22 protein-coding genes and 1 tRNA gene are annotated in these 24479 nt (G+C 70.1%); 10 read left to right on the top strand and 13 right to left on the bottom strand.

Going from position 1 to position 24479, the window contains the following annotated elements:
- Positions 1-133 precede the first annotated feature (133 nt).
- The 8 genes from hisS (at position 134) to acuI (ending at position 7269) form a co-directional block, all read left to right on the top strand.
- Positions 134-1381: a histidine--tRNA ligase gene (gene hisS, locus GGD89_RS06100; RefSeq protein WP_184043236.1), complete on the top strand. Its 1248-nt coding sequence runs from the start codon at positions 134-136 to the stop codon at positions 1379-1381.
- Positions 1378-2721, top strand: a complete 1344-nt coding sequence (gene hemA, locus GGD89_RS06095; RefSeq protein WP_184043235.1) for a glutamyl-tRNA reductase — start codon at positions 1378-1380, stop codon at positions 2719-2721. Before hisS ends, hemA begins: the two co-directional genes overlap by 4 nt.
- A complete protein-coding gene (gene prfA / locus GGD89_RS06090) occupies positions 2711-3775 on the top strand; it encodes a peptide chain release factor 1 (RefSeq protein WP_184043234.1) in 1065 nt (354 codons plus the stop codon). The genes hemA and prfA overlap by 11 nt, the downstream gene beginning before the upstream one ends.
- A 376-nt stretch (positions 3776-4151) precedes the next feature.
- Positions 4152-4727 (top strand): hypothetical protein, encoded by a 576-nt coding sequence (locus GGD89_RS06080; protein WP_184043233.1) that lies wholly within the window; start codon positions 4152-4154, stop codon positions 4725-4727.
- 229 nt (positions 4728-4956) lie between these two features.
- Positions 4957-5484, top strand: a complete 528-nt coding sequence (locus tag GGD89_RS06075) for a DUF2975 domain-containing protein (protein ID WP_184043232.1) — start codon at positions 4957-4959, stop codon at positions 5482-5484.
- Between the two features lie 14 nt (positions 5485-5498).
- Positions 5499-5726, top strand: coding sequence for a helix-turn-helix domain-containing protein (locus GGD89_RS06070; protein WP_184043231.1), 228 nt, complete (start codon positions 5499-5501; stop codon positions 5724-5726).
- A gap of 265 nt (positions 5727-5991) precedes the next feature.
- Positions 5992-6068 (top strand) — tRNA-Arg (locus tag GGD89_RS06065).
- Positions 6069-6282: 214 nt separating this feature from the next.
- On the top strand, positions 6283-7269 hold the full coding sequence (acuI, locus tag GGD89_RS06060) for an acrylyl-CoA reductase (NADPH) (RefSeq protein ID WP_184043230.1): 987 nt from the start codon (positions 6283-6285) through the stop codon (positions 7267-7269).
- Positions 7270-7281: 12 nt separating this feature from the next.
- On the opposite strand, the gene modA is transcribed toward acuI, so the two are convergent.
- The 10 genes from modA to lipB all read right to left on the bottom strand — a co-directional run bounded on the left by modA (position 7282) and on the right by lipB (position 19043).
- Positions 7282-8076, bottom strand: coding sequence for a molybdate ABC transporter substrate-binding protein (gene modA / locus GGD89_RS06055; RefSeq protein ID WP_184043229.1), 795 nt, complete (start codon positions 8074-8076; stop codon positions 7282-7284).
- 371 nt (positions 8077-8447) lie between these two features.
- A complete protein-coding gene (locus GGD89_RS06050; protein ID WP_184043228.1) occupies positions 8448-8789 on the bottom strand; it encodes a hypothetical protein in 342 nt (113 codons plus the stop codon).
- A 75-nt stretch (positions 8790-8864) separates the two neighbouring features.
- Positions 8865-9746, bottom strand: coding sequence for a glycoside hydrolase family 18 protein (locus tag GGD89_RS06045; protein ID WP_184043227.1), 882 nt, complete (start codon positions 9744-9746; stop codon positions 8865-8867).
- 549 nt (positions 9747-10295) lie between these two features.
- Positions 10296-10997: an ABC transporter ATP-binding protein gene (locus tag GGD89_RS06040; RefSeq protein ID WP_184043226.1), complete on the bottom strand. Its 702-nt coding sequence runs from the start codon at positions 10995-10997 to the stop codon at positions 10296-10298.
- Complete coding sequence (locus tag GGD89_RS06035; RefSeq protein ID WP_184043225.1) at positions 10990-12237, bottom strand: lipoprotein-releasing ABC transporter permease subunit; 1248 nt, start codon at positions 12235-12237, stop codon at positions 10990-10992. The genes GGD89_RS06040 and GGD89_RS06035 overlap by 8 nt, the downstream gene beginning before the upstream one ends.
- 282 nt (positions 12238-12519) lie before the next feature.
- Positions 12520-13824 (bottom strand): proline--tRNA ligase, encoded by a 1305-nt coding sequence (proS, locus tag GGD89_RS06030; RefSeq protein ID WP_184043224.1) that lies wholly within the window; start codon positions 13822-13824, stop codon positions 12520-12522.
- 167 nt (positions 13825-13991) lie between these two features.
- The gene (locus GGD89_RS06025) at positions 13992-14723 is read right to left on the bottom strand and encodes a hypothetical protein (RefSeq protein WP_184043223.1); all 732 of its coding nucleotides are present in this window, start codon (positions 14721-14723) and stop codon (positions 13992-13994) included.
- A gap of 629 nt (positions 14724-15352) precedes the next feature.
- Positions 15353-16930, bottom strand: a complete 1578-nt coding sequence (serA, locus tag GGD89_RS06020; RefSeq protein WP_184043222.1) for a phosphoglycerate dehydrogenase — start codon at positions 16928-16930, stop codon at positions 15353-15355.
- Between the two features lie 117 nt (positions 16931-17047).
- Positions 17048-18217 (bottom strand): phosphoserine transaminase, encoded by a 1170-nt coding sequence (locus GGD89_RS06015; protein WP_184043221.1) that lies wholly within the window; start codon positions 18215-18217, stop codon positions 17048-17050.
- A gap of 124 nt (positions 18218-18341) precedes the next feature.
- Positions 18342-19043 (bottom strand): lipoyl(octanoyl) transferase LipB, encoded by a 702-nt coding sequence (lipB, locus tag GGD89_RS06010; RefSeq protein WP_184043325.1) that lies wholly within the window; start codon positions 19041-19043, stop codon positions 18342-18344.
- Positions 19044-19075: 32 nt separating this feature from the next.
- On the opposite strand from lipB, the gene GGD89_RS06005 reads away from it, so the two are divergent.
- Complete coding sequence (locus GGD89_RS06005; RefSeq protein ID WP_184043220.1) at positions 19076-19894, top strand: hypothetical protein; 819 nt, start codon at positions 19076-19078, stop codon at positions 19892-19894.
- 51 nt (positions 19895-19945) lie between these two features.
- Here GGD89_RS06005 and GGD89_RS06000 read toward each other — a convergent pair whose 3' ends face one another.
- The 3 genes from GGD89_RS06000 to GGD89_RS05990 all read right to left on the bottom strand — a co-directional run bounded on the left by GGD89_RS06000 (position 19946) and on the right by GGD89_RS05990 (position 22974).
- On the bottom strand, positions 19946-20530 hold the full coding sequence (locus tag GGD89_RS06000) for a DUF924 family protein (RefSeq protein ID WP_184043219.1): 585 nt from the start codon (positions 20528-20530) through the stop codon (positions 19946-19948).
- A 103-nt stretch (positions 20531-20633) separates the two neighbouring features.
- Positions 20634-21890, bottom strand: a complete 1257-nt coding sequence (locus GGD89_RS05995; RefSeq protein WP_184043218.1) for a GNAT family N-acetyltransferase — start codon at positions 21888-21890, stop codon at positions 20634-20636.
- A 271-nt stretch (positions 21891-22161) separates the two neighbouring features.
- Positions 22162-22974, bottom strand: coding sequence for an OmpA family protein (locus tag GGD89_RS05990; protein ID WP_184043217.1), 813 nt, complete (start codon positions 22972-22974; stop codon positions 22162-22164).
- Between the two features lie 316 nt (positions 22975-23290).
- Here GGD89_RS05990 and rlmN point away from each other — a divergent pair, with 316 nt between their 5' ends.
- Complete coding sequence (gene rlmN, locus GGD89_RS05985) at positions 23291-24475, top strand: dual-specificity RNA methyltransferase RlmN (RefSeq protein ID WP_184043216.1); 1185 nt, start codon at positions 23291-23293, stop codon at positions 24473-24475.
- Positions 24476-24479: the final 4 nt, after the last annotated feature.

Below are 24479 nucleotides of genomic sequence, written 5' to 3'. Positions count from 1 at the left end.
CGCGGGCTCGCCGCCGACCCTGGCGGCGGGCTCCTTTTTTTAGGAGGCGCCGCCGACGCGGCGCCCGGATCGCTCCCCCGCCCCCGCCCCCGCCCCCGCCCTCGTGCTTGACTCAGGTAAGGACTTCTTCCCCATGGCCGCCCTGCAACCCGTGCGTGGCACCCGCGACCTGCTCCCCGACGCCGCCCGCGCCCATCGCGCCGTCGAGGAGCGCGCCTTCGCCGTCGCCACCCGCTTCGGTTTCGGCGAGATCGTCACGCCCATCTTCGAATTCACCGAGGTGTTCAAGCGTACCCTGGGCGACACCTCGGACATCGTCACCAAGGAGATGTACACCTTCGAGGATCGCGGCGGCGACAGCCTGACGCTCCGCCCCGAGGGCACCGCGCCGATCGTGCGCGCCTTCATCTCCGGCGGGCTGGCCCAGCAGGTGCCGGTCAAGGCGTTCTATCGCGGCCCCATGTTCCGCTACGAGCGCCCGCAGAAGGGCCGGCTGCGCCAGTTCCACCAGGTGGGCGCGGAGGTCCTGGGGGTCGAGGGGCCGGCCGCCGACATCGAGGTCATCGTTCTCGGGGCCCACATCCTGGAGGCCCTGGGCCTGGGCGACACGGTGACCGTGGAACTGAACACCCTGGGCGACCTGGAGAGCCGCGCCGCCTACCGCGAGACCCTGGTCGCCTACCTGAAGGGCCGCCAAGGCGAATTGTCCGAGGACAGTCTGGCCCGCCTGGAGCGCAACCCGCTGCGCATCCTGGACTCCAAGGACGAGGGCGACCGCGCCGTGGTGGCCGACGCGCCGGTGCTCGCCGACAGCCTCAACACCACCTCCCGCGACTTCTTCGCCCGCGTGACCGAGGGCCTGGACTCCCTGGGCGTGTCCTTCGAGATCAGCCCCCGCCTGGTGCGCGGCCTGGACTACTACACCCACACCGCGTTCGAGTTCACCACCACCCACCTCGGCGCCCAGGGAACCGTGCTGGCCGGCGGCCGCTATGACGGCCTGTGCAAGCAGATGGGCGGGCCGCCGGTGCCGGGTGTCGGCTGGGCGGCCGGTGTCGAGCGGCTGTCCATGCTGATGACCGACCCGCCGGCGGCGCCGCGCCCCGTCGCCGTGGTGCCGGCCGGCGCGCCCGAGGACGAGGTCCTGGCCACGCGCCTTGCCGATCGGCTGCGCCGCGCCGGGCTGGTGGTGGACCTGGGCTATTCCGGAAACATGCGCAAGCGCCTGAAGCGGGCCAACACACTGAACGCCCGCGCCGCCGTGATCCTGGGCGAGGACGAGCGCGCCGCCGGCGCCGTCACGGTCCGCGACCTGGACAGCGGCGAGCAGACCCGGGTGGCCCTCGATGACCTGGAGGCCGCGCTGGACCGCTATCGGTGACGGACGACTGGGCGGGCGACAGCCCCGAGGGCCCCGGGGACGGTCTTTCCGGCCTGGCGGTGGTGGGCGTGAACCACCAGTCCAGTTCGCTCGCCCTGCGGGATCAGGTGGCCCTGGAGGACGAGGCCGTTCCCGCCTTCCTGTCGCGGCTGCACGCGCGCGGCCTGACCCAGGCCATGGCCCTGTCCACCTGCGACCGGGTCGAGGTGCTGGTGCATACCCCCGCCGGTGGCGACGCGGAGGCCGCCGCCCAGGCCGCCGTTCAGGCCCTGGCCGAGCACGGCGACGTGATGCCGGCGGCGCTGTTGGCCGAGGGCTATGTGCTGCGCGGCGTGGATGCCGCCCGTCACTGCTTCGCCGTGGCCGCCTCCCTGGACAGTCAGGTGATCGGCGAGCCCCACGTGCTGCGCCAGGTCAAGGCCGGTTACGCCACCGCCCGCGCGGCCGGGCTGGTGGGCGCGGAACTGGAGCGCCTGTTGCAATCGGCCTTCGCCGCCGCCAAGCGGGTGCGCAGCGAGACGCGCATCGCCGAGGGGCCGGTCTCGGTGGCCTCCGCCGCCGTTCAGGTGGCCCGCGACCTGCACGGCGACCTGGATCGCTGCACCGGCCTGCTGGTCGGCACCGGCGAGATGGGCGAGTTGCTGGCCGAGTCCTTCCTGGCTCACGGGCTCGACCGCCTGGTGGTGCGCGGCCGCCGCAAGGGCCGCGCGGAGGCCGTGGCCCGCCGCCTGGGCGCCCATGTCAGCGCGTCCGAGGCGCTGATCGACGATCTGGTCCCCGCCGACGTGGTGATCTGCTGCAACGGCGGGCGCGAGCACCTGGTGGGCGAGGACGTCGCCCGCCAGGCCGCCAAGCGCCGCCGTCAGAAGCCGGTGTTCATCGCCGACGTGGCCGTGCCCGGTGATGTGGAGCCGGCGGTCAACAAGGTGGACAACGCCTTCCTCTATGACCTGGGCGACCTGGAGGGCGTGGCCATGGAGGGCCGCGCCCACCGCCAGGCCGAGGCCGAGGCCGCCTGGCGCATCGTCCGCGAGGAGGTGGCGCGCTTCCAGAAGGGCCGCCAGGAGCGCGCGGCGGTGCCCCTGATCAGTCAGTTGCGCGCCCGTTTCGAGGACGAGCGCGCCCGCGTCCTGGCCGAGGCCGGCGACGATGCCGACAAGGCCACCCGGTTGTTGCTGGGCCGGCTGCTGCACGCGCCGTCGGAGGAGTTGCGCCGCCTCACCGGCGGCCCGCCCGAGAACCTGCGTCACGCCGAGAACGTCACCCGCCGCCTGTTCCGCCTGACCGAGGCGGACGGCGCCGTCGCCGACAACGAGAGAGTCCCTGACCATGAGTCTTGACGAGAACCTGGCCCGCGTCGTCTCCCGCCACGAGGAACTGACCGCCTTGCTGTCCGGCGACATGGGCGGCGACGCGCAAGGCTTCGTGCGCATGTCCAAGGAACTGGCCGACCTGACCCCGGTGGTCGAGGCCATCGCCGCCCTGCGCGCCGCCCGGACCGACCTGGCCGACGCCGAGGCCATGCTGGCCGACCCGGACCTCAAGGATCTGGCCGAGGAGGAGGTGGGCCGCCTGCGCCAGCAGCTGCCGGAGATGGAACAGGCGGTGCGGGTGCTGCTGCTGCCCAGGGACGAGGCCGACGCCCGCAACGCCATCCTGGAGGTGCGCGCCGGCACCGGCGGCGACGAGGCCGCCCTGTTCGCCGCCGAGCTGTTGCGCATGTACGAGCGCTACGCCACCGGGCGCGGCTGGCGGTTCGAGGTGATGGAGGCCAGCGACACCCCCATCGGCGGCCTCAAGGAGGCCAGCGCCAGCATCACCGGCCGTGACGTCTTCGCCCGGCTGAAGTATGAGTCCGGCGTGCACCGGGTGCAGCGCGTGCCGGTGACCGAGGCCGGCGGCCGCATCCACACCTCGGCGGCCACCGTCGCCGTGCTGCCCGAGGCCCAGGCCGTGGACGTGCAGGTGGACGACAAGGACCTGCGGGTGGACACCTACCGCTCCCAGGGGGCCGGCGGCCAGCACGTCAACACTACCGATTCGGCGGTGCGCATCACCCACATCCCCACCGGCGTGGTGGCCCAGTGCCAGGAAGAGAAGTCGCAGCACAAGAACCGCGACAAGGCCATGAAAATGTTGCTCGCCAAGCTGTACGACGAGCAGCGCCGCGCCGCCGACGAAGCCCGCGCCGCCGACCGCAAGAGCCAGGTGGGCAGCGGCGACCGGTCGGAGCGCATCCGCACCTACAACTTCCCGCAAGGCCGGGTGACCGACCACCGCATCGGGCTGACGCTCTACACCCTGGACAAGGTCATCACCGGCGAGGCCCTGGACGACGTCATCACCCCCCTGATCGCCGAGGATCAGGCGGCCAGGCTGGCGGCGATGGGGTGATCCCGTTCTGAGTGTGTAAAGGTCTTCCCGTGTCCGACACTCGCTTGTGTTCTGGTGGACCGGGACGCCCCCCGAGGGGGTGTGGATTCCGGATCAGGGCGTGCCGCCCTGTCGCGGCCGGGGATAGGCCCTGGGAGATTGTCCAAACCGACCCCGGTCTTTGAAAGTCGGCACGATGGGGCCAGGGGAGATCCTGGGAAGGCGGGGGGTGGGGGCTGTGCCTCCAAGGACGAACGGGACGTCGGCCCGGTTTGATGTCAGGCTGCCCCCCTCCCGCGCGTCTGAAGGCCCACGAAGGGTTGCGTTCGGCTTTTTTGGCCCGTTTTTTGCTTCGCACTTGGCGTTCCCCCGATCCCATCCGCCAGGACGACTCGCCATGACCCAGGACATCTCCCGCACCGCCGCCGTTTCCGCCGCCCTTGGCCCCGTAACCGTCGCGTACGACCCCGCCGCCCGGGCGGCCGCGCGGCATGCCGCCGCCGAGCAAGCCCAGGCCGACACCATGGCCGCCATCCGGGAGAAGGGCTTCACGACCTATGCGGCGGATCTGGAAAAAGAGAAACTGGAGAAGCTGCGCGAGGAGCTTCTCCGGGCCATGGGCCTGACCGAGGAGGATCTGGCGGAGATGGACCCGCAAGCCCGGGGCGCCATCGAACAGCGCATCTCCGATGAAATCCAGAAGCGGCTGGCGGCGGCCTCGCTGGTGAACGCCGAGGGCAAGGGCGAGACCCGGCAGGCCACCCAAACGGCCTTGCGGATCGTCCAGGGCGGGGGTGTGCCGGCGGGCGCGCCCGTTGGCACGCATGCGCCCCAGGCCACCCCCGGGACGGGGAGCCCCCTGGGCCGGGACATGGTCGTCACTCTCCAGGATGTGGGCGAGGACGGCCGCGTCGGGTCCGCCGTGACCGACGTCAAGGACAGCCGCGCGCGCGGGCGCGGCCTGCCCGGCTGACCGGACGGCCCCCGGCAAACGTGACCGCCCAAGGGGTGGGACGGATCTGTCCCGAGCCGGGGTGCCGGATCGCGGCCGAACCGACGCGGTCCATGGCGACGGCCGCCTCTCCCGTCGCGAGGCTCGTGGAGCCAGAGAGGTATCGCTTCGAGGTAAAATATTATTGCAAAACGATAAGGGACGAGCCATGATGGGGACGATCGCTGGATCGTCCACCAAGGATATCGTCATGGGAAATCTGGACCGAATCCGCCGCCTGAGCCATGCCTTGCGCGTCTGTGTCGCCTTGGGCATGGTCGTCTTCCTCATTGGGCCACCGCTGGCCTGGGCCAATCCCACCTGGATGGCCGAGCAAACGGCGCTCGGCGATTACCTGTCGACGGAGATCGCCCCGTGGCAGCAGGTGGCCGGCGCCACCATCTGGATGGCCGTCGGCCTGCTGGGCGTCTGGATGCTGTCGGGGCTGTGGCTGCTGTTTGGCCTGTATGGCCGGGGCCGCATCTTCGAGGCGGAGAACGTCCGCGCCCTGCGCCGCTTTGGCATGGGACTGGTAGCCTACGTCGCGGCCTCGATCGTCGGCGAAACCATGACGATCCTCGTCCTGACCGCCACCGCGCCGCCCGGCGAACGCATCCTGGCCATCAGCGCCGAGAACAGCGACGTGATCACGCTGATCCTCGCCGGCCTTTTCCTGGTCATCGCCCGGGTGATGGACGAGGGACGGTTGCTCAAGGAAGATCAGGCCACGATCGTCTGACAGGACCGTTTTGCATGCCCATCGTCGTGACCCTTGATGTCATGCTGGCCCGCCGCAAGATGAAGTCGAAGGATCTCGCGGCGGCCATCGGCATCACCGAACAGAATCTGTCCCTGCTGAAGTCCGGTAAGGTGAAGGGGGTCCGCTTCGCCACGCTGGACGCGATCTGCCGCGCGCTCGATTGCCGGCCGGGTGATGTCCTCGACTGGACGGAGGACGCGGACACCGACCGGCCCGCCTGACCACCCCACCTGGACGGTGGCCACCCTCCGCGTCATCGACACACTGGGTCCTCTTGGGCGTGGGGACCACGGGCGCGTCGCCCGCGCCGGCCACGACATGGCCCCCCGGCAAGAATGACCCAGGCCCTGGGCAGGAATGGCCGAGGGTCTCGTCCGGGACGGGCGGCCGGACCCGACGTCCTCGCCAACACCCCCATTGCGCCGCCCCCGCCGATGGGCTACTGTCGCCCTCCTTCGCGGCGCGGCCTTGATCCGCCCCGCGTGTGCGCCCGTAGCTCAGCTGGATAGAGCGTCGCCCTCCGGAGGCGAAGGTCAGGGGTTCGAATCCCTTCGGGCGCGCCATTCCTTCAGGAATGGCCGTCCTCTTTTTTGAAGGGAGTTCGAACAAAGTTCGAACGGGCGCGCCAGCCTCCCGCCTTGACCCTCGTGACATCGCGCCGCGCCGGCCGGTTTGGCGCCGCCGCCGGATCGTCACGGTTGACGCCCACCCCGCCCTCGGTCCACCGTCTTGGCCAGCAGTTCCCCAGCACGTCCATGGCATGACGGAGGACACATCATGACCCAGGCCATCCTGTTGACCCGGGGCGAGGACAAGGCCACCCAGGCCGCCGTGAGCGACATCGACCCGGCCGACCTGCCCGAGGGCGACGTGACCGTGGCCGTCAGCCACTCCACCCTGAACTACAAGGACGGCCTGGCCATCACCGGCAGCGGCCCCGTGGTGCGGGCCTGGCCCATGGTGCCGGGCATCGACTTCGCCGGCGTGGTGGAGGACAGCGGCCATGCCGGTTTCAAGCCCGGCGACGCCGTGGTGCTGAACGGCTGGGGCCTGGGCGAAAGCCGCTGGGGCGGCCTTGCCCAGAAGGCCCGGGTGCCGGGCGACTGGCTGGTGCCCCTGCCGCCCGCCTTCACGCCCGCCCAGGCCATGGCCATCGGCACCGCCGGCTACACGGCGGCGCTGGCGGTGCTGGAGCTGGAGCGCCAGGGCCTGACCCCGGACAAGGGCCCGGTGCTGGTGACCGGGGCCAACGGCGGGGTCGGCGGCGTGGCCATCGCCCTTCTGGCCAGGCGCGGGTACGAAGTGGTGGCCATGACCGGACGCACCGGCGAGGCGGACTACCTGACGGGCCTGGGCGCCTCGGCGATCATGGACCGCGCCGAGTACGCCGGCCCGGCCCGGCCCATGGCCAAGGAGCGCTGGGCCGGCGCGGTCGACGCGGTGGGCAGCCACACCCTGGCCAACGTGCTGTCGCAGATGAAGTACTTCAGCCCGGTGGCGGCCTGCGGCCTGGCGGGCGGCATGGACCTGCCGACCTCGGTGGCGCCCTTCATCCTGCGGGGTGTCAGGCTGTGCGGCATCGAGAGCGTGTACATGCCCAAGCCCGAGCGGCTGGCGGCCTATGACCTGCTGGCCAACGACCTGGATCCGGCGCTGCTGGCCAGCATGACCACCGAGGTCGGCCTGGCCGAGGCCATTCCCACGGCGGCCCGCCTGATGGCCGGTCAGGTGCGGGGCCGCGTGGTGGTGGACGTCACCCGGTAGCCGCGCGGTGGATCATGGCACCAGCGGCGTGACGCCGGCGGTTCGCAGCGCGCGGCGGCCGGCGTCCCCATACAGGAAGTGCACGAAGGCGCGCGCCGGCGAGTCCGCCGCCACGCCCTGGCGGATCGCCACCTGATAGACCACCGGCGGATACGTGTCGGGCGGCAGCGGCCCGACCACGCGGACCCGCCCGTCGGCGGCGGCGGCGCTGGCGTGGGCCACGCCCAGGCCGGCCTCGCCCCGGGCCACCAGGTCCAGCACCGCGCGCATGGACGGCGCCAGGTGTATCGACTTCGACACCCCCTCCCCCCAGCCCATGGAGCGCAAGGCGTCCATCGCCCGCTGGCCCAGGGCGTCGATCTCCGGATCCACGACGGTGAGCGGGCGGCGCTCGCTCACCCACGACTCCCACGCCATGTCCCGGGACACGGCGACCGGTTCGGCCAGGCCCGGCGCGGCCACCAGGGCCAGTCCGCCGGTCGCCAGATCCACAGGGGTCTCCACCTGGCCCGACGGCACGAACGGGGCCATGGCCTCGCGGCCGGCGAGAAGGATGACGTCGTGCACCAGCCGGTCACTGCTTCCCACCGCCCCCTTGGCGTCGCCATAGGCGAACATCAGGCCGGCGCCGGTTTCCTTGCGGAACGCCGGAATGAGGCTGGTCAGGGCGGGTTTCAGGGAGGGGTCGGCGAACACGGTCGCCGTGGCCTGGGCATGGGCTGACGAGGCGGCGGCGGTGTGCGCCATGCCGCCCAGGACAGCGATCAGGGGCAGGCGCAGCGCCTGCCGACGGCTCAGGATGGGCATCTTGGGTCTCCCGGCAAGCTAAGAACGAACGTGCTCAGCCTAACGCCGGGGGACGGGCGGCGAAAGGGGGCGCGTGCCCACGGTGTCAGGGTCGGAACGGCCTCGCGACGCCGGGACCAGGAGACAGGATGGCGAAAAAAGAGCCGTGCGGGATCCGGGGCCGGGGTCTCGGCCCGAGACCCCGCACGGCCAAGGGAGGCCGGAGAGGGAGGAGAACTCCGGCATCGTCACCGGGCGAACACCGGTGGCGTTGTCCGGACATCGCGGGCGACGTTCTGTCGCGCCGCCATGCCCTCCGGTCGCGCACGGTCATGAAGCATGACCGTTGCGTTGAAATGCCGCGACCGACCCACGGTCGTTCGCCGTAGGGTTTACTTGCAGTTCGCCAGCATGTCCGACGTCTGGGTGCACACCGGGTTGTCCAGGCTGGTGGGGTCGGACAGCTTACCGGTGCTCATGTTCACCGTCAGGCCGTAGTTGCAGCCCTTGGGCACCGAGCCGGCGGCCGAGCCCACCCAGGTGCAGGTCTTGCCCATCACCTTGAACATGATTTTTTCGGTGCCGGTGAAGGACATGGTGTTGGACGAGGTGATCGTTCCCGACGGCTCCGACATGTCGGTGACGGCGGTGATCTCCACGGTGTCGGCCCGGGCGGGCATGGCCGCCAGGGTGATCGCGGCGGCGGCAATGGCGAGAAAAGCGGAAGCACGCATGAGGCTGATCCTTCTCGTGGTGAAGAGGAGGGTTCGGCGGAAGACCCTGGACCCGCACCGGGTGTCGGAGCGGGGTCAGTCCGGAAAAACAAGAGCGTGCAGGGCCTTCTGCTGCGTCTGCTCGAACGCGTAGTTGTCCGAGTTCAGACGCCAGCAGGTGAAAATCGAGTACCCGTAGTGGGCCGTGTTGTCGTCGTAGGCGCCCTTGGCGGTCTGGTAGCTGGACTCGAACTTGGCGCCATAGGCGAACAGGCCGGGATCGACGCCGGCGGCGGTGAAGGCGGCCGGGTCCGTGAACCCCGAGTAGAGTTGCAGATTGATAAAATCCATGTACCGGTTCACCGCCGGGGCATCCAGGTGGCCGACCGCCGCCGGTGACAGGGTGAGGATGTACTTTCGGTCGGTCTGGGCCTCGAAATGCGACCCGATGGCGATGACCAGCAGGCGGAACTGCTCCTGCGTGGTGTCGTCGCACAGGGGCGATTCCCAATCCAGGTCGAACCCGTCCAGGCCGTAGTGCCGCAGATAGGCGACCAGATTGGTCGCGAAGTGCTCGGCCGCCTGCTCCGGCGGGAACGGGCTGTTGTCGAAGATGGCGGACAGGAGCGCGCCGTCGCCCCAGTTCAGGGTCATGGCGATGCGGATCTCGGGGTTGGTCACCCGCGCGTCGCGGATGATCCAGTCCATGTAGTCCTGGTTCGTCAGATGCTTCGGATGGGAGGCCGCACCCATCTGGAGGGTGTAGCTGCCCGCCGGAGCCTGGGGGGGCGAGGGCACGGTGTGCGGGCCGACGGGAACGGTGGTGGCGAAGCACAGGTACAGGACATCCACCGCGCCATAGACGTCCCGGGTGATCAGGCTCTGGTAGCAACTGGAGGGATCGGAGTAGGTCGTGTTCGGGGGCTCGTCCTCGTTCAGGAAGATCCAGGCGTTGACCATCCGGGGTGTCGTCGTCATGACCGTCCCTCCAGGGTTCGCGCCGCAGGCCTGTCGCGCTGGTGTGCCAGCGGCCCTTGACCAGGATCGTTGATGTCCTTGGCCGGCCCAGGCACCGCGTCACGGTGCCTGTTTTTTGGGCTGGGGCGGATACGTCGCACGCGTCCGCCGCTGGTCTTAGGTGCGGGGTGTGCGGCCGGTGTGCCTCCGGTTGCCGATGCCGCGACGGAGACCGGGCCCGACGGGCGCGCCCGCGCCACGGGGAAGAGTCGGCCGCAACAATCGACCCGAGCATGGGCGTGAGTTTTACACGCTGTCAAAGATATTCATTTCGAATACAGCACAAACATGCAAATCCCACTGTTTTGGTAGGAATTGTACGCATTCAGTGTATGAGGCGATAACATAATCGTCAGAAGGGCTACCGGGAGTGGCGTCGCTCGCCGGGCGAAGGCGGCCAACGGTATCCGGGCTCGGCCTGGTGGCGCGCCGAGCCCGGGCGAGTCGACCGGTAGGGAGGGGGGCCGGCTCTGGAGGGCAACGGCCATGGTCGATCAATGACCGGTGGCGTTACCCCGCCACCACGGCGCCGTTCCGGAGCGTCACCACCCGGTCCATGCGGCGGGCGAGATCCGGGTTGTGGGTGGCGATCAGGGCGGCCAGGCCCTCGTCGCGCACCAGCCGCAGCAACTCGCCGAAAACGCCATCGGCGGTCTTCGGGTCCAGGTTGCCGGTGGGCTCGTCGGCCAGCAGCACCCGGGGGGCGTTGGCCAGCGCCCGGGCGATGGCCACCCGCTGCTGCTCGCCACCCGAAAGCTGCCCGGGCCGGTGCTTGACGCGCGGCCCCAGGCCCAGCCGCTCCAGCAGGTCGCGCGCCCGCGCGCGCGCCGCGCGCCGGCCGATGCCGGCGATCATCTGCGGGATGACGACGTTTTCCTCGGCGGAGAACTCGGGCAGCAAGTGGTGGTACTGGTAGACGAACCCCAGGTCCCGCCGCCGCAGGCGGGTGCGCCCGCCGTCACCAAGGCCGCCGGCATCCTCGCCCGCCAGCAGCACGCGGCCGGCGTCCGGCCGCTCCAGCAGGCCGGCGATCTGCAACAGGGTGGACTTGCCGGAGCCCGATGGCCCCACCAGGGCGACGATCTCGCCGGCCCGCAGGGTCAGGGTCGCGCGGCGCAGCACCTCCAGGGGTGGCGCGTCGGCCTGGTGAAAGCGGCGCTCCACGGCCTCCAGGGCCAGGGCCGGGGGCGCGGTTTCGGTCGGCTTATTCATAGCGCAGCGCCTCCACGGGATCGGTGCGCGCCGCCCGCCACGACGGATACAGCGTCGCCGCCAGGCTGAGTCCCAGCGACATCAGGGCCACCGAGATCACCTCCGTGGGGTCCATCTCGGCGGGCATACGCGACAGGAAGTAGATTTCCGGGGAGAACAACTCGGTCCCCGTCAGGCTTTGCAGGGCCTGGCGGATGCTTTCGATGTTGTCGCAGAACACCACCCCGAGCACCACGCCGGCCGTGGTGCCGACGATGCCGACGCTGGCCCCGGCCAGGAAGAACACCCGCATGACCGCCCCCCGCGTCGCGCCCATGGTGCGCAGGATGGCGATGTCGCGGGCCTTGTCCTTCACCAGCATGATCAGGCCGGAGATGATGTTGAACGCCGCCACCAGGATGATCAGCGTCAGGATCAGGAACATCACGTTGCGCTCCACCTGGAGCGCGTTGAAAAAGGTGGCGTTGGTGTGCCGCCAGTCGCGCAGCCGGACGCCCTGGTTCAGGGGCGTGCCGGCGATGGCGCCGGTGACGTCGCGCACCTGGTCGGGGTCGGAGACGGTCACGTCGAGGTAGCTGACCTGATCGGGCATCTGGAAGTAGACCTGGGCGGCCTCCAGGGGCAGGAACACGAAGCCCAGGTCGAACTCGTACATGCCGACCTCGTAGAGGGCGACGATGGTGTAGGTCTTGATGCGCGGGACCGAGCCGAAGGCGGTCACCTTGCCCTTGGGCGAGATCAGCGTGAGGTCGCCGCCGAGGGCGAGCCCCAGGCGGTCGGCGAGGCGGGTGCCGATCATCACCGCGTCGCCGCCGGTCAGGGCGTCCAGGGAGCCGGCGACCACCGCGTCGGCCAGGGTGGCGCGCTCGGCCAGACGCTCGGGGGCCACGCCGCGCACCATGGCGCCCCGGCTCTCGCCGTGGCTGGTGACCATCACCTGGCCCTCGACGGTGGGGAGCACCGAGACCACCCCGTCCGCGCCGCGCACCTGGTCGGCCAACTCCATGTACTGGCTGATGCCGGCGCCGGCGCCGTACACCGACAGGTGGCCATTGAAGCCGAGGATGCGGCCCATCAGGTCCTGGCGAAAGCCGTTCATCACCGCCATGACGATGATCAGGGTGGCGACCCCGAGCGCGATTCCGGCCAGCGAGAAGCCGGCGATGACCGAGACGAAGCCCTCCTTGCGGCGGGCGCGCAGATAGCGCAGGGCCATCATGCGTTCGAAGGCGGAGAACATGGGGTGTGGGTCTCCCGGCTTGGACAAGGGCCCGTGAACATCCCCGCCCGGCGTCCCTCCGTCCCGGCGGGCGGAGCCTCCGCGCGCCCGGTCTGACCGGGGTCATGCGACCGAGGCGGTGCGGGCGGGAGCGGCGATCCTCTCCAGGACGGGGAGGGGCGGGGGGAGTGTCGCGGCGGTGTGACGGGATGGCATGAGATCGACTCCGGAGGGCGGCTGTCCCTGGTCACCCGCGCGAACCCGACCAACACCCTCCAGAACGCCATCCAAAGCTGGCCAAAATCAGACCGCCAGGCGCGCCAGCGCGCTGTCGACCGAGACCTCCTCACGGGCGCCGGTGGCGCGGTTCTTGAGTTCCACCATGCCCTTGGCCACGCCCTTGGGGCCGACGATCACCTGCCAGGGCAGTCCGATCAGGTCCATGGCGGCGAACTTGGCGCCGGCGCGCTCGTCGCGGTCGTCGTAGAGCACGCGGTCCGGTCCCAGGGCCTGGTAGAGGCGGGCGCAGGTTTCGTCGGTGGCCGTGTCGCCGGCCTTCAGATTGAGCAGGCCCACGTGGAAGGGCGCCACGGACTCCGGCCAGATGATGCCGTTGTCGTCGTGGCTGGCCTCGATGATGGCGCCCACCAGGCGGGAGACGCCGATGCCGTAGCTGCCCATGGCGACGGTCACGTCCTCGCCGTCCGGGCCGGTGACGGTGGCGCCCATGGGCTTCGAGTACTTGGTGCCGAAGTGGAAGATGTGCCCCACCTCGATGCCGCGCGCGGTCACCAGCGACCCGCCCAGCGAGGCCGCCTTGGTGACGTCGTGCATGTCGTCGGCGGCGGCGTAGAGGCCGGTCCAGTCATTCACCAGCGGCTGAAGGTCGCCGTCGTAATCCACGTCGTCGGGGATTGTCTTGTCCAGCAAGGCGCGATGACAGTGCACCTCGCTCTCGCCGGTGGAGGCCAGAACGATGAACTCGTGGCTCAGGTCGCCGCCGATGGGGCCGGTCTCGGCGCGCAGCGGAATGGCCTTCAGGCCCAGGCGGGCGAAGGTGCGCAGGTAGGCCACGAACATCTGGTTGTAGGAGTGGCGCGCCGCGTCGCTGTCCAGGTCGAAGGAGTAGGCGTCCTTCATCAGGAACTCGCGTCCGCGCATGATGCCGAAGCGCGGCCGCACCTCGTCGCGGAACTTCCACTGGATGTGGTAGAGCGTCTTGGGCAGGTCCTTGTAGCTGCGCACGGCGTTCCGGAAGACATCGGTGATGACCTCCTCCGCCGTCGGCCCGTACAGCAGGTCGCGGTCGTGGCGGTCCGTGATGCGCAGCATTTCCTTGCCGTAGTCGTCGTAGCGGCCGCTTTCCCGCCACAGGTCCGCCGACTGGATCGTGGGCATCAGCAGTTCCTGGGCGCCGGCGCGGTTCTGTTCCTCGCGCACGATCTGCTCGATCTTCCTCAGCACCGCGAAGCCCAGCGGCAGCCAGGTGTAGATGCCCGCCGCGTGCTGGCGGATCAGGCCGGCCCGCAGCATCAGGCGGTGGGAGACAATTTGCGCCTCGGACGGTGTTTCCTTCAGCGTGGGCAGGAAGTAGCGCGACAGCCGCATGGATAGGTCCCCGGTTGCGTGAGAGGCCAGGCTGGCGCGTACTCTAGTGCAGCGACGCCGTCGAGGAAAGCATCCTTGACGGCATTAGTCGCTGCACACCGTTTTGAATTAAGGGCACCGATGCAGACAAAAGAATGCAGACTGCGTCTTTTGTCAGAATCGGTGTGCTAGGGCATGGGCTTCGGCTCTGGCAACGGCGGTCCGCCGTAGCCGGGAGGATAGATCACGCGCCCCGGGCGGACGCGGCCGCTCAGCCCCTGGCGGCAGGCCCAGGCCAGCGCGTCCTGCTGGCCGGTGATCAGGGGTCGGCCGTTGATCAGGAACCGGTTGCGGACCAGGTCGTAGGTGACCGTGCCCAGGATGGCCTCCGGGGTCTCGATGCCACGGGGCGCGGGCAGATCGGCGGCCTCCAGCGGGTCCACGGCGATATGGAAGGTGAGGGTGTCGGGCACCAGGGCCGCGAACTGCGACCAGTCGGTGGCGTCGGCCGGCACCACCGGGCGGCCGCGCACGTCCACCCCGGGCCGGTAGGTGACGTCCGGATCGGGGATGTGGTCCACCAGGCGGCGGCAGACGCGGGCATCGATCCGCAGCAGGCCGGGGCGCGCCGCCGGGGGCGCCGGGGCCGTGGCCCGGGCGGCCGGTGGCGCCGGCACCGTGGTGGGCGCGGGCTGCGGCGCGGGAACCATGGTGGGCGCGGGTTGTGGCGCCGGTGCCGGCGGGGGCACCCGTGGCCGGGGCGGCGCCAGGGCTTCGGGGCCGATCAGGGGCTGCGGCATCTGCTGGGCGCCGGCGGGCGACAGGGCTGTCGGGACCAGAAGGGCGAGGGCGACGGCCGCGACGCGGGCGATCCGCGCCGGCGGGGGCCGGGGGCCGGGATGAGGGATGGCGGCGAGCATGGCGGTCTCCCGCGCGGACAACGAAAGGGGGGGCGAGACTCGACGGTCCCGTCCCGACTCGCAGTCTGCCAGACAGTCCCTGACAAGGCGTGAACGGTCCCGATGGGACCGGGACGGTGGTCACGGGAACCCAATACAGGGAAATCGTGTTTTGATTGTGTTTTGTGGGGAGGCTCGCCTCTTGAAGGGCGTGTCGCCGCCTGTTGTTCGTCGAATTGCTTACATCCTGACCAGAAAGACCCTGGCGACCGAAATGAAGGCATAATTAATCCGGGGTGTTGACATCATTCGGTCAAAAATTGCGTGACTCTTTTCCGGTGTTTGCGTACCGTTTCGTCGCCTGAAGAAAAAGGGGGCCCAGCGTCACAGGCGCCGGAGCCTGGGTTTAGGGAGGTCGTGCCCCGGAAACTGGGGACAGGGAAAAAGCCCTGAAGGCCGGAGTGGGGGTGGGCAAGAACACGGAAAAAAGACCAGCTTCGCCGTCCTTGTGATGCGACCGCGTCATCTTGACGGGGCCTGTTCGAGAGAGGGACCCGGGGGCTTCATCCCCGGACCGGTGGCACCAAGATACGAAGGGCCGATCCCGGTGGGATCGGCCCTTCGCGCGTCCGGGGACGGACGGCGCCGGATCAGAACCGCAGCGCCTTGGCCATCAGCACATGCGGCAGCCCGCACAGCGTGGCCAGCACCTCGGGCGAGACCGCGCTGTCCACCTGCACCAGGCAGATGGCCTGTCCCCCCACCGAGGCCCGGCCCAGATGGAACGAGGCGATGTTGAGCCCCGCGTCGCCGATGGTCGAGCCCAGGCGGCCGATGAAGCCCGGCTTGTCCTCGTTGATGGTGTAAAGCATGTCGGGGGCCAGTTCGGCCTCGACCGGGATGTCGTTGATGCGCACCACGCGCGGCAGGGCGTCACCGAACAGCGAGCCCTCGACGCTGCGGGTCTGGCGCTCGGTGGTGACCTCCAGCCGGATCAGGCTGTGGTAGTTGCGGCAGCTCTCGCTTTTCGTCTCCTTGACCTCGACGTCGCGGTCGCGGGCGATCACCTGGGCGTTGACCATGTTGACCGAGTCCAGCAGCGGCGACAGCAATCCCTGCAGCACCACCGACGTCAGCGGCCGGGTGTTCAGGCCGGCCACGTCGCCCTGGTATTCGATGTGCACCGACTTCAGGCCGCTTTCGGTGATCTGCCCGGCGAAGCTGCCGAGTTGCGCGCACAGCTTCATGTAGGGGCGCAGGCGCGGCGCGTCCTCGGCGCTCACCGCCGCCGTGTTCAGCGCGTTGGTCACCGCGCCGGTCAACAGGAAGTCGCTGATCTGCTCGGCCACTTGCAGGGCCACGTTTTCCTGGGCCTCGCTGGTGGAGGCGCCCAGGTGCGGCGTGCAGACCACCGTGTCCATGCCGAACAGGGGGTTGTCGCGGGCCGGCTCCTCGGCGAACACGTCCAGGGCCGCGCCCGCCACGTGACCACTCTCCAGCGCCGCCTTCAGCGCCGCCTCGTCCACCAGACCGCCGCGCGCGCAGTTGACGATGCGCACGCCCTTCTTCATACGGGCGATGGCGTCCGCGTTCAGGATGCCCCGGGTCTTGTCGGTCAGCGGCGTGTGCAGGGTGATGATGTCGGCGCGCTGGATCAGGTCGTCCAGGTCCACCTTCTCCACGCCCAGGTCGGTGGCCCGCTCCGGCGACAGGAACGGGTCGTAGGCGATCACCCGCATGCGCAGGCCGATGGCCCGCTCGGCGACGATGGAGCCGATGTTGCCGCAGCCGATGATGCCCAGCACCTTGCCGGACAGCTCCACGCCCATGAACTTGCTCTTCTCCCACTTGCCGGCGTGGGTGGAGGCGTTGGCCTGCGGGATCTGGCGGGCCTGGGCGAACATCATGGCGATGGCGTGTTCGGCCGTGGTGATGGCGTTGCCGTAGGGGGTGTTCATCACCACCACGCCCGACTGGGTGGCGGCCGGGACGTCGACGTTGTCGACGCCGATGCCGGCGCGCCCGATCACCTTCAGGTTGGACGCGGCGGCCAGCACGGCCTTGGTCACCTTGGTGGCCGAGCGGATGGCCAGGCCGTCATACTCGCCGATGATGGCGATCAACTCCTCGGGGGTCAGCCCGGTCTTGACGTCCGCCGTGATGCCGCGCTCGCGGAAGATCTCGACGGCGGTCGGGCTGAGTTTGTCGCTCACCAGCACCTTGGGCATGGTGACATCCTTTCGTTCGAATCGGCGGGGTGGCGTCTCCTGGGACGCCACGAGAGGGCGCGGCCCCGCATCCGGCGAATGTCCTCCGCGCGGAATCGGGGCGGGCGTCAGGATGCGTCAGGCGGCGATCTCGGCGCGCACCGTGGCCTCGGCCCAGTCCAGCCAGGGCAGCAGCGCGGCCATGTCGGTGGACTCCACCGTCGCCCCGCCCCACAGCCGCAGCCCGGGTGGCGCGTCGCGGTAGGCGCCGATGTCGAAAGCCACGCCCTCGGCGTCCAGCAGCGCCACCATGCGCTTCGCGGCCTTGGCCTGGTCGTCGGCGGACAGGGCGGTGAACCAGTCGGCCACCACGGTCAGGCAGATGGACGTCGACGAGCGGGTCGCGGGATCGGTGGCCAAGAAGTCCACCCAGTCGGTTTTCGCCACCCAGTCGGAGACCACCGCCAGGTTGGCCTGGCTGCGGGCGATCAGACCCGGCAGGCCGCCCTGCGCCTCGGCCCAGGCCAGGCCGTCCAGCGCGTCCTCGATCACCAGCATGGACGGCGTGTTGATGGTCTCGCCCTTGAAAATGCCCTCGATGAGCTTGCCGCCCTTGGTCATGCGGAACAGCTTGGGCAGCGGCCAGGGGGGCGTGTAGGACTCCAGCCGCTTCACCGCGCGCGGCGACAGGATCAGCATGCCGTGCTGCGCCTCGCCGCCCAGCACCTTCTGCCAGGAGTAGGTGACCACATCCAGTTTGTCCCACGGCAGGTCCATGGCGAAGGCCGCCGAGGTGGCGTCGCAGATGGTCAGGCCGCCGCGCTCGGCCGGGATGTCGTCGCCGTTGGGCAGGCACACGCCGGACGTGGTGCCGTTCCAGGTGAACACCACGTCGCCGTCGAAATCCACCTGGGTAAAGTCCGGCAGCGCGCCATAGGACGCGCTCAGGGTGCGGCAGTCCGTCAGCTTGAGCTGCTTGACGACGTCGGTCACCCAGCCGGCGCCGAAGCTTTCCCAGGCCAGCAGGTCCACGCCGCGCGCGCCCAGCAGCGACCACAGCGCCATCTCCACGGCGCCGGTGTCGGACGCCGGCACGATGCCGATGCGATAGTCGTTGGGGAGGCCGAGCAGCGCGCGGCTCTTGTCCAGCACCTGGGCGATGCGCGCCTTGCCGGGCTTGGAGCGGTGCGAGCGGCCCACCAGGGCGGCGCTCAGGGCATCGACGGTCCAGCCGGGGCGCTTGGCGCAGGGACCGGAGGAAAAATTAGGGTTGGCCGGCCGGGTGGCCGGCTTCTGCGTCTCTGTCATGGAATCTCCCTTCCTTGCAGAAGGGTCGCGATCCGTTGGGGGATCGTGGCCCGCGCCGTTCTTAGGGCGGGCGTCGCGGGGGGTCAACGGCGAATGTAAGGGGTGGGAGTGGGGTTATGACCGTTTAAGGAGAAACGCTCGGCGACCGACACCCGGGTTGGTCAGGGATGGGGGTCCCGAACACCTCCTCGAAGCTCTCCCGCAAGGCGGTGTCGACCTCCGGCATGGAGACGCCATGCCCCAGGTCCCACAGGCTGGTGACGCCGTGCTCGCGGATGCCGCAGGGCACGATGCCGCCGAAATGGCTCAGATCCGGATCCACGTTCAGGGCCACGCCGTGGAAGGTGACCCAGCGCCGCACGCGCACGCCGATGGCGGCGATCTTGTCCTCGCGCCCGCCACCGCGCGCCACCCACAGGCCCACCCGGCCGGCGCGGCGCTCGGCGCGCACCCCGAAGGCGTCCAGGGTGCGAGTCAGCCACTCTTCCAGCCGGTGCACATGACAGCGCACGTCGCGCCCACGCGGGATCAGGTCGAGCATCACGTAGCCCACCCGCTGGCCCGGCCCGTGATAGGTGTACTGTCCGCCGCGTCCGGCCGCGTACACCGGGAAGCGGTCGGGGGCCAGCAGGTCGGCGGGATCGGCGCTGGTGCCGGCGGTGTAGAGCGGCGGATGCTCCAACAGCCACACCTGCTCCGGTGCCGTGCCGGCGCGGATGGCCGCCACGCGGTTCTCCATCGCCGCCAGGGCGTCGGGATAGGGCACGGGCGCGTCGTCGATGCGCCAGGAGACGGGCGCCGGCGTGTCGTCCGGCGATGAGGCCATGGGTGTGGTCACTGCGGGTGGTGTCCTCCGCGATGGCGACGGCCCCCGGCCCGCGTGCCGGCCCGGGGGCACTGGTGGCCACTTGGTGGGCCCTGGGAGCGGACAGCCTACCAGCGCCGCCGCGCGACCGCCAGGACGCCAGCGGCCGGCGGGGCTCCTGGTTCGGCGCCGGGTCCTGCGCTACCCTGGCGGCCCGGACGCGGACGGAGATCCAGGGCATGGCGGACCAGCGGTGGCGGGCGACGGCGATCACGAGGGCACTGGGCGCGAGGGTCGTGGGGCTCTTGGCGGTGCTTGTCGTGCTCCTGCCGGGGGGCGGCGTGGGGCCGTCCCCGGCGGCCGGGGCCGGCGCCGAGACCCTGCGCTTCACCCCGCCCACCGGATGGCGCGAGGTGCATCGCGTCGAGCGTGATGGCCTGAGCGTGCGCCATCTGGTCCCGCCCGCGCAGGGGGGCGAGACCTGGCGGGACATGATCACCGTGCAGGTGCTGCGCACGGCCCGGCCGCCGACCCTTGAGGATCTACACGCCCGGGCGCTGGCGGGCTACCGCGCGGACTGCGATGGCGCGCGTGGCGGCGCCCTGCAACGCGGCGAGAGCAACGGCTATCCCACCGGCTTCTGGGTGCTGGGCTGTCCCACGAACACCCGCACCGGGCGGGGCGAGACCGCGTTCTTCAAGGCCACCCTGGGCGAGCAGGCGGTCTACGTTCTCCAACGCGTCTGGCGGACCGATCCGTTCAGTCCCGGCGCGGACGCCGGCATCGATGCCGCCGCGCGCCGCGAGGCCATCGCCCTGCTCAAGGCCGCCCGGGTCTGCCGACCCGGCTCGACCGCGCATCCCTGTCGCTGACCGGGCGCCAAGGGCGCGGAGTCGCGCGGTCCGCGAGGATCGCCGCGACGATCAGAACGATGAGTTCGGCTCCAGGAGGAAGGCCCGCTCCGCCTCGGTGGTCTCGCGGCCCAGGATGGCGTTGCGGTGGGGGAAGCGACCGAAGCGGGCGATGATTTCGTGATGACGGTGAGCGGACTTCTGCGCGGCCTCGATCCCCAGGCGCTCGTACAGGGCCAGGGAGCGCTCCTGCTCCACCAGGTCCTCGGCATGCTGAAAGGGCATGTACAGGAACAACCGGTCCAGGGGCGCCAGCGCGCCGTCGTGGCCGTCGCGCAGCGCCTGCGTGGCGACCGCCAGCGCCCGGGCATCGGTGGCGAAGGCCGCCGGCGTGCCCCGGAAGATGTTGCGCGGCACCTGGTCCAGCAGCAGCACGAGGGCGAGCGCGCCCCGGGGCGTCTCGGCCCAGGGGTTCAGGTCTCCCTGGGCGGCGCGGGCGTGAGCGTCGGCGAAGCGGGCGCGGACCTCGGCATCGAACGTCGCGGACGGCTTGAACCAGACATCGCGGAACGAGCCGTGTTCCGGCGACTCGGGGGCGCCGAACCAGAAGGCGAGCACGGCCGGCACGGTGGCCGCGTCGGACGGTGTGGGGGACATGGCGGAGGTCCTGATGCGAGGCGGGGGCAGGGGGCGGTGATGGCGATGGGATACCACACCGCGACGGCGGTCCCCATCCACTCAACGGGGGATCACCGGCGGATCAACGGCAGACGGGCGGGTCTCCCTTGCGGTACGGCCCGAAGGCGGTCAGGGCCGCCATTTCCGCGCCCACCATGGCCCGTTCCTGCTCCAGGAAGCGGGCGACGGCGGCCCGGAACCCGGGGTCGGCGATCCAGTGCAGGCTGTGGGTCACCTGCGGCAGGTAGCCGCGCTGGATCTTGTGCTCGCCCTGGGCGCCGGCCTCCACCCAGCGCAGGCCGCGCGCGATGGCGAAGTCCATGGCGCGATAATAGCACGCCTCGAAATGCAGGAAGCGGAAGTCGTCCAGGGCACCCCAGGTGCGGCCGAACAAGGTGTCCCCGCCGATCAGGTTCAGGGCCCCGCAGACCGGACGGCGGCCGCCCGTCTGTTCACCCATCACCAGCAGCACCCGATCGGCCAGGCGCTCGCCAAGGTGGTGGAAGAAGGACCGCGTCAGATAGGGTTGGCCCCACTTGCGGTCGGCGGTGCACAGATAGAATTCGTAGAATGCATCCCAATGGCGGCTCTCGATCTCCGCGCCCGTCAACAGGCGCAGGGTCACGCCCTGGCTGTTGGCGCGATCACGCTCCTTGCGGATCGTCTTGCGCTTGCGGGAGGTCAGGGTGTCGAGGAAGTCCTGGAAGTCGCGATAGCCCGGGTTCTCCCAATGGTACTGCTGCCCCTGCCGCCGCAGGAAGCCCAGGTCCTCGCCCAGGTCGGCCTCGGCCCGGGTGGGGAAGGTCACATGGACGCCGGACAGGTCGGCGCGCTCGGCCAGGCTGATCATGGCCGCCAGCAGGGCGCGGCGCAGGCCGTCGGGGGCGTCGGCGTCCGGGCGCGCCAGCAGGCGCGGGCCGGTCACCGGGGTGAAGGGCACGGCCGCCTGGAGCTTGGGGTAGTAACGACCGCCGGCGTTTTCGTAGGCGTTGGCCCAACTCCAGTCGAACACGTACTCGCCGTAGGAATGGCTTTTCAGGTAGAGCGGCGCCACCGCCAGCGGACGGCCGTCGCGCTCCTTGATCAGCAGGTGCCGGGGCCGCCAGCCGCTGCCCGGGCCGACCGAGCCGGACGTCTCCAGGGCCGCCAGGAACGCGTGGCCGACAAAGGGGTTGTCGAACCCGGCGCAGGCGTCCCAGTCGGCGGCGGGCACGGCGTCGATCCCCGGCAGCACGGTGACCGACACCGACCCGGGGACATCCGCGTCGGCCGGCGTGGGCCGGGGGGCCGGTTCGCACCCGGCCTGTCGCGTCGAGGGAAGACCGTCGGCGGTGGTCATGGCTGGATCGTTCCGGATGCGGCTGGAAGGCGAGCGCTCTTCCCAGCATGTGGGACGGGCGCCCCGATCCTCCAACCCCCGCGCCCCCGGTCACCGGCTCCGGCGACGCCCGGGTGCGTCGTGCCCGGAGGGCTCAGGACCCAGACCCCGGGTCATCGTCCCGGCTCCGGCGATGTCCCAAAACGAAACGGCGCGCCAGGGAAACCCTGACGCGCCGCTTCTGGTACAGGCCGAGCCCGAGGGCTCGGGACCCGGTCCGCGAGGAGCCGGATCAGTTCTGGAACATCACTTCCACGCGACGGTTCTGACGCTCGACAACGCCGTCGGCGGTCGGAACCATCAGGCGCTCTTCACCATAGGCTTCCAGGCGCATGACCTCGGACGCGATACCACGCGCGGCCAGGGCGCGGGCCACGCTCTCGGCGCGACGCTCGGACAGCACGATGTTGTAGTCGAACGAGCCGGAGGTGTCGGTGTGGCCGACCACCAGCACGCGCGGCGGCACCACCTGCTGGTAGTCACTCGCAACCGCGTCCAGGGTCGCCATCGACTCGGCGTCCAGGGTCGAGGAGTCGAGGTCGAAGTACACCATGAACGGGGTCGGCATGGCCGGGGTCCCGAACTGGTTCATGGCGTCCATGAAGCCCTGCCTGCAGGCGGCAATGTCGTCCGGCTGGCGGTCTTCCTCGGCTTCCTGCATCCAGCAATCGAACATGGCCTGCGCACGCGCGGCGACCGTCGGGTTGCTGTCGGCGACGCCCTGACCCAGGGCGCCCATCAGGTCGTTGCGGGCGGCGGCCAGTTCGTCGACGTACTTGGCCGGCAGGTCCCGTTCTTCCATGGCCGTGGGGGCCACGGACTCGCCCATGGCGGCGGCCTTCGCCTTGGCCACGAAGTAGGCGGTGTCCGGCCAATCGCCCTCGTTGGCTTCGCTGGCGGCCAGGTCGGCATATTCAGTCTGCAGCGCGGCGTGGAACGGGCCACCCACGTTCTCCATGCTGCGCGCTCCGTCCACGTCCCACCTGTTCGCGCATGCGGACAGGAGGCCGGCGGCGGCAACCGCGATGATCACCTTCTTCATCATTTTAGGCATCTCCTCCATCACCTGATCAGACGGGCGGCCGCACTTAGCAGCGAGCGACCGATCCCATTAAAATGACAAACATATGCTTCCACACACCGTCAACCGACATCACCCGTTAATCAGGCGGTTGTCGACGAACCGTGACTCTTTTGCCGCAGTCGAGACGCGATGCGACTTCTGTGTCACCCGGTATACCGAAAAACACACCGCAAGGGTACTGGAAATCGGTTGACCCCGAGGCCGGCTGGGCTCATGTGAGCGGCGTGCCTCCGGCCACGACGGACCGTGGGCATCCCCATTGTCGGGAACGGGATTCATGAACCTGATCGGCCTCACGCGCGCGGACCTGGCCGCCCTTCTCGTCGAGATGGGCGAGAAGCCGTTCCGCGCCAAACAGCTCTGGCACTGGATCTACTTCCGGGGCGCGACATCGTTTGATCAGATGTCGACCTTGTCCAAGGGCTTGCGGTGCCGTCTGGCCGACACCCACAGCCTGGAGCGCCCCCGGGTGACGCGGGAGCAGACCTCCACGGACGGCACCCGAAAGTGGCTGATGGCCTTTTCGGACAACCGTGAGGCCGAGGCGGTGCATATCCCGGAGGAGGATCGGGGAGCGGTGTGTGTGTCCTCCCAGGTGGGATGCACACTGACGTGCCGTTTTTGTCACACTGGGACGCAAATGCTGGTTCGCAACCTTGAGGTGGCCGAAATAGTCGGTCAATTCATGGTGGCGCGGGACAGTTACGGCGAATGGCCGACCCCGACGGACGAGACTCGACTCCTGTCCAATGTGGTGCTGATGGGCATGGGCGAGCCGCTGTTCAACTTCGACAACGTGGCCCGCGCCGTCTCCATCCTCACCGATGGCGAGGGGCTGGCGCTGTCGCGGCGGCGCATCACGCTGTCCACCTCGGGCGTGGTGCCGATGATCGAGCGGTGTGGCCACGAGATGGGGGTGAACCTCGCCGTCAGCCTGCACGCGGCCACCGACGCGGTGCGCTCCGAGATCATGCCCATCAATCGAAAGTACCCGCTCGACCAGCTCATGGCGGCGCTGCGGTCCTATCCCGGGCTGTCCAACGCGCGCCGCATCACGCTGGAATACGTGATGCTGAAGGGGGTGAACGATTCGCCGGCCGATGCCCGGGCGTTGATTGACCTGGTGCGGGGCCTGCCCTGCAAGGTCAACCTGATCCCCTTCAATCCCTGGCCGGGGGCGCCCTATGAGTGCTCATCGATGCGCACGATCCAGCGCTTCGCCGACCAGTTGGCCGACGCCGGCCTGACGGCGCCCATCCGCATGCCGCGCGGGCGCGATATCCTGGCGGCCTGCGGGCAGTTGCGCTCGGATTCCCGGCGCGAGCGCCTGGTCGGCTACCGGGCGCGGCTGGCGACCCTGAGCCCGGAGGCGCGCGCGGCGGCCGAGGCGGAGCACGCCCGTCGCCCGGCGCGCACGGTCGCGGAGGCCCGGACGGAGTCCGGCGCCGCGTCCGCCGGCTGACCCC

This window comes from Roseospira visakhapatnamensis (assembly GCF_014197915.1).
Lineage (GTDB): Bacteria > Pseudomonadota > Alphaproteobacteria > Rhodospirillales > Rhodospirillaceae > Rhodospira > Rhodospira visakhapatnamensis.
The sequence above is the reverse complement of the archived record's forward strand: the minus strand, read 5'-3'. Positions and strand labels throughout refer to the sequence as shown.

Bases quoted from the DNA above. Each gene is read 5' to 3' on its own strand.
- GGD89_RS06050 (WP_184043228.1), bottom strand. From the start codon at position 8,789: ATGCGTGCTTCCGCTTTTCTCGCCATTGCCGCCGCCGCGATCACCCTG.
- GGD89_RS06015 (WP_184043221.1), bottom strand. From the start codon at position 18,217: ATGACAGAGACGCAGAAGCCGGCCACCCGGCCGGCCAACCCTAATTTT.
- hisS (WP_184043236.1), top strand. From the start codon at position 134: ATGGCCGCCCTGCAACCCGTGCGTGGCACCCGCGACCTGCTCCCCGAC.
- rlmN (WP_184043216.1), top strand. From the start codon at position 23,291: ATGAACCTGATCGGCCTCACGCGCGCGGACCTGGCCGCCCTTCTCGTC.
- modA (WP_184043229.1), bottom strand. From the start codon at position 8,076: ATGCCCATCCTGAGCCGTCGGCAGGCGCTGCGCCTGCCCCTGATCGCT.
- GGD89_RS06045 (WP_184043227.1), bottom strand. From the start codon at position 9,746: ATGACGACGACACCCCGGATGGTCAACGCCTGGATCTTCCTGAACGAG.
- GGD89_RS06005 (WP_184043220.1), top strand. From the start codon at position 19,076: ATGGCGACGGCCCCCGGCCCGCGTGCCGGCCCGGGGGCACTGGTGGCC.
- GGD89_RS06040 (WP_184043226.1), bottom strand. From the start codon at position 10,997: ATGAATAAGCCGACCGAAACCGCGCCCCCGGCCCTGGCCCTGGAGGCC.
- proS (WP_184043224.1), bottom strand. From the start codon at position 13,824: ATGCGGCTGTCGCGCTACTTCCTGCCCACGCTGAAGGAAACACCGTCC.
- GGD89_RS06025 (WP_184043223.1), bottom strand. From the start codon at position 14,723: ATGCTCGCCGCCATCCCTCATCCCGGCCCCCGGCCCCCGCCGGCGCGG.
- lipB (WP_184043325.1), bottom strand. From the start codon at position 19,043: ATGGCCTCATCGCCGGACGACACGCCGGCGCCCGTCTCCTGGCGCATC.
- GGD89_RS06075 (WP_184043232.1), top strand. From the start codon at position 4,957: ATGGGAAATCTGGACCGAATCCGCCGCCTGAGCCATGCCTTGCGCGTC.
- serA (WP_184043222.1), bottom strand. From the start codon at position 16,930: ATGCCCAAGGTGCTGGTGAGCGACAAACTCAGCCCGACCGCCGTCGAG.
- GGD89_RS05990 (WP_184043217.1), bottom strand. From the start codon at position 22,974: ATGATGAAGAAGGTGATCATCGCGGTTGCCGCCGCCGGCCTCCTGTCC.
- GGD89_RS06070 (WP_184043231.1), top strand. From the start codon at position 5,499: ATGCCCATCGTCGTGACCCTTGATGTCATGCTGGCCCGCCGCAAGATG.
- GGD89_RS06000 (WP_184043219.1), bottom strand. From the start codon at position 20,530: ATGTCCCCCACACCGTCCGACGCGGCCACCGTGCCGGCCGTGCTCGCC.
- acuI (WP_184043230.1), top strand. From the start codon at position 6,283: ATGACCCAGGCCATCCTGTTGACCCGGGGCGAGGACAAGGCCACCCAG.
- GGD89_RS06035 (WP_184043225.1), bottom strand. From the start codon at position 12,237: ATGTTCTCCGCCTTCGAACGCATGATGGCCCTGCGCTATCTGCGCGCC.
- GGD89_RS05995 (WP_184043218.1), bottom strand. From the start codon at position 21,890: ATGACCACCGCCGACGGTCTTCCCTCGACGCGACAGGCCGGGTGCGAA.
- prfA (WP_184043234.1), top strand. From the start codon at position 2,711: ATGAGTCTTGACGAGAACCTGGCCCGCGTCGTCTCCCGCCACGAGGAA.
- GGD89_RS06080 (WP_184043233.1), top strand. From the start codon at position 4,152: ATGACCCAGGACATCTCCCGCACCGCCGCCGTTTCCGCCGCCCTTGGC.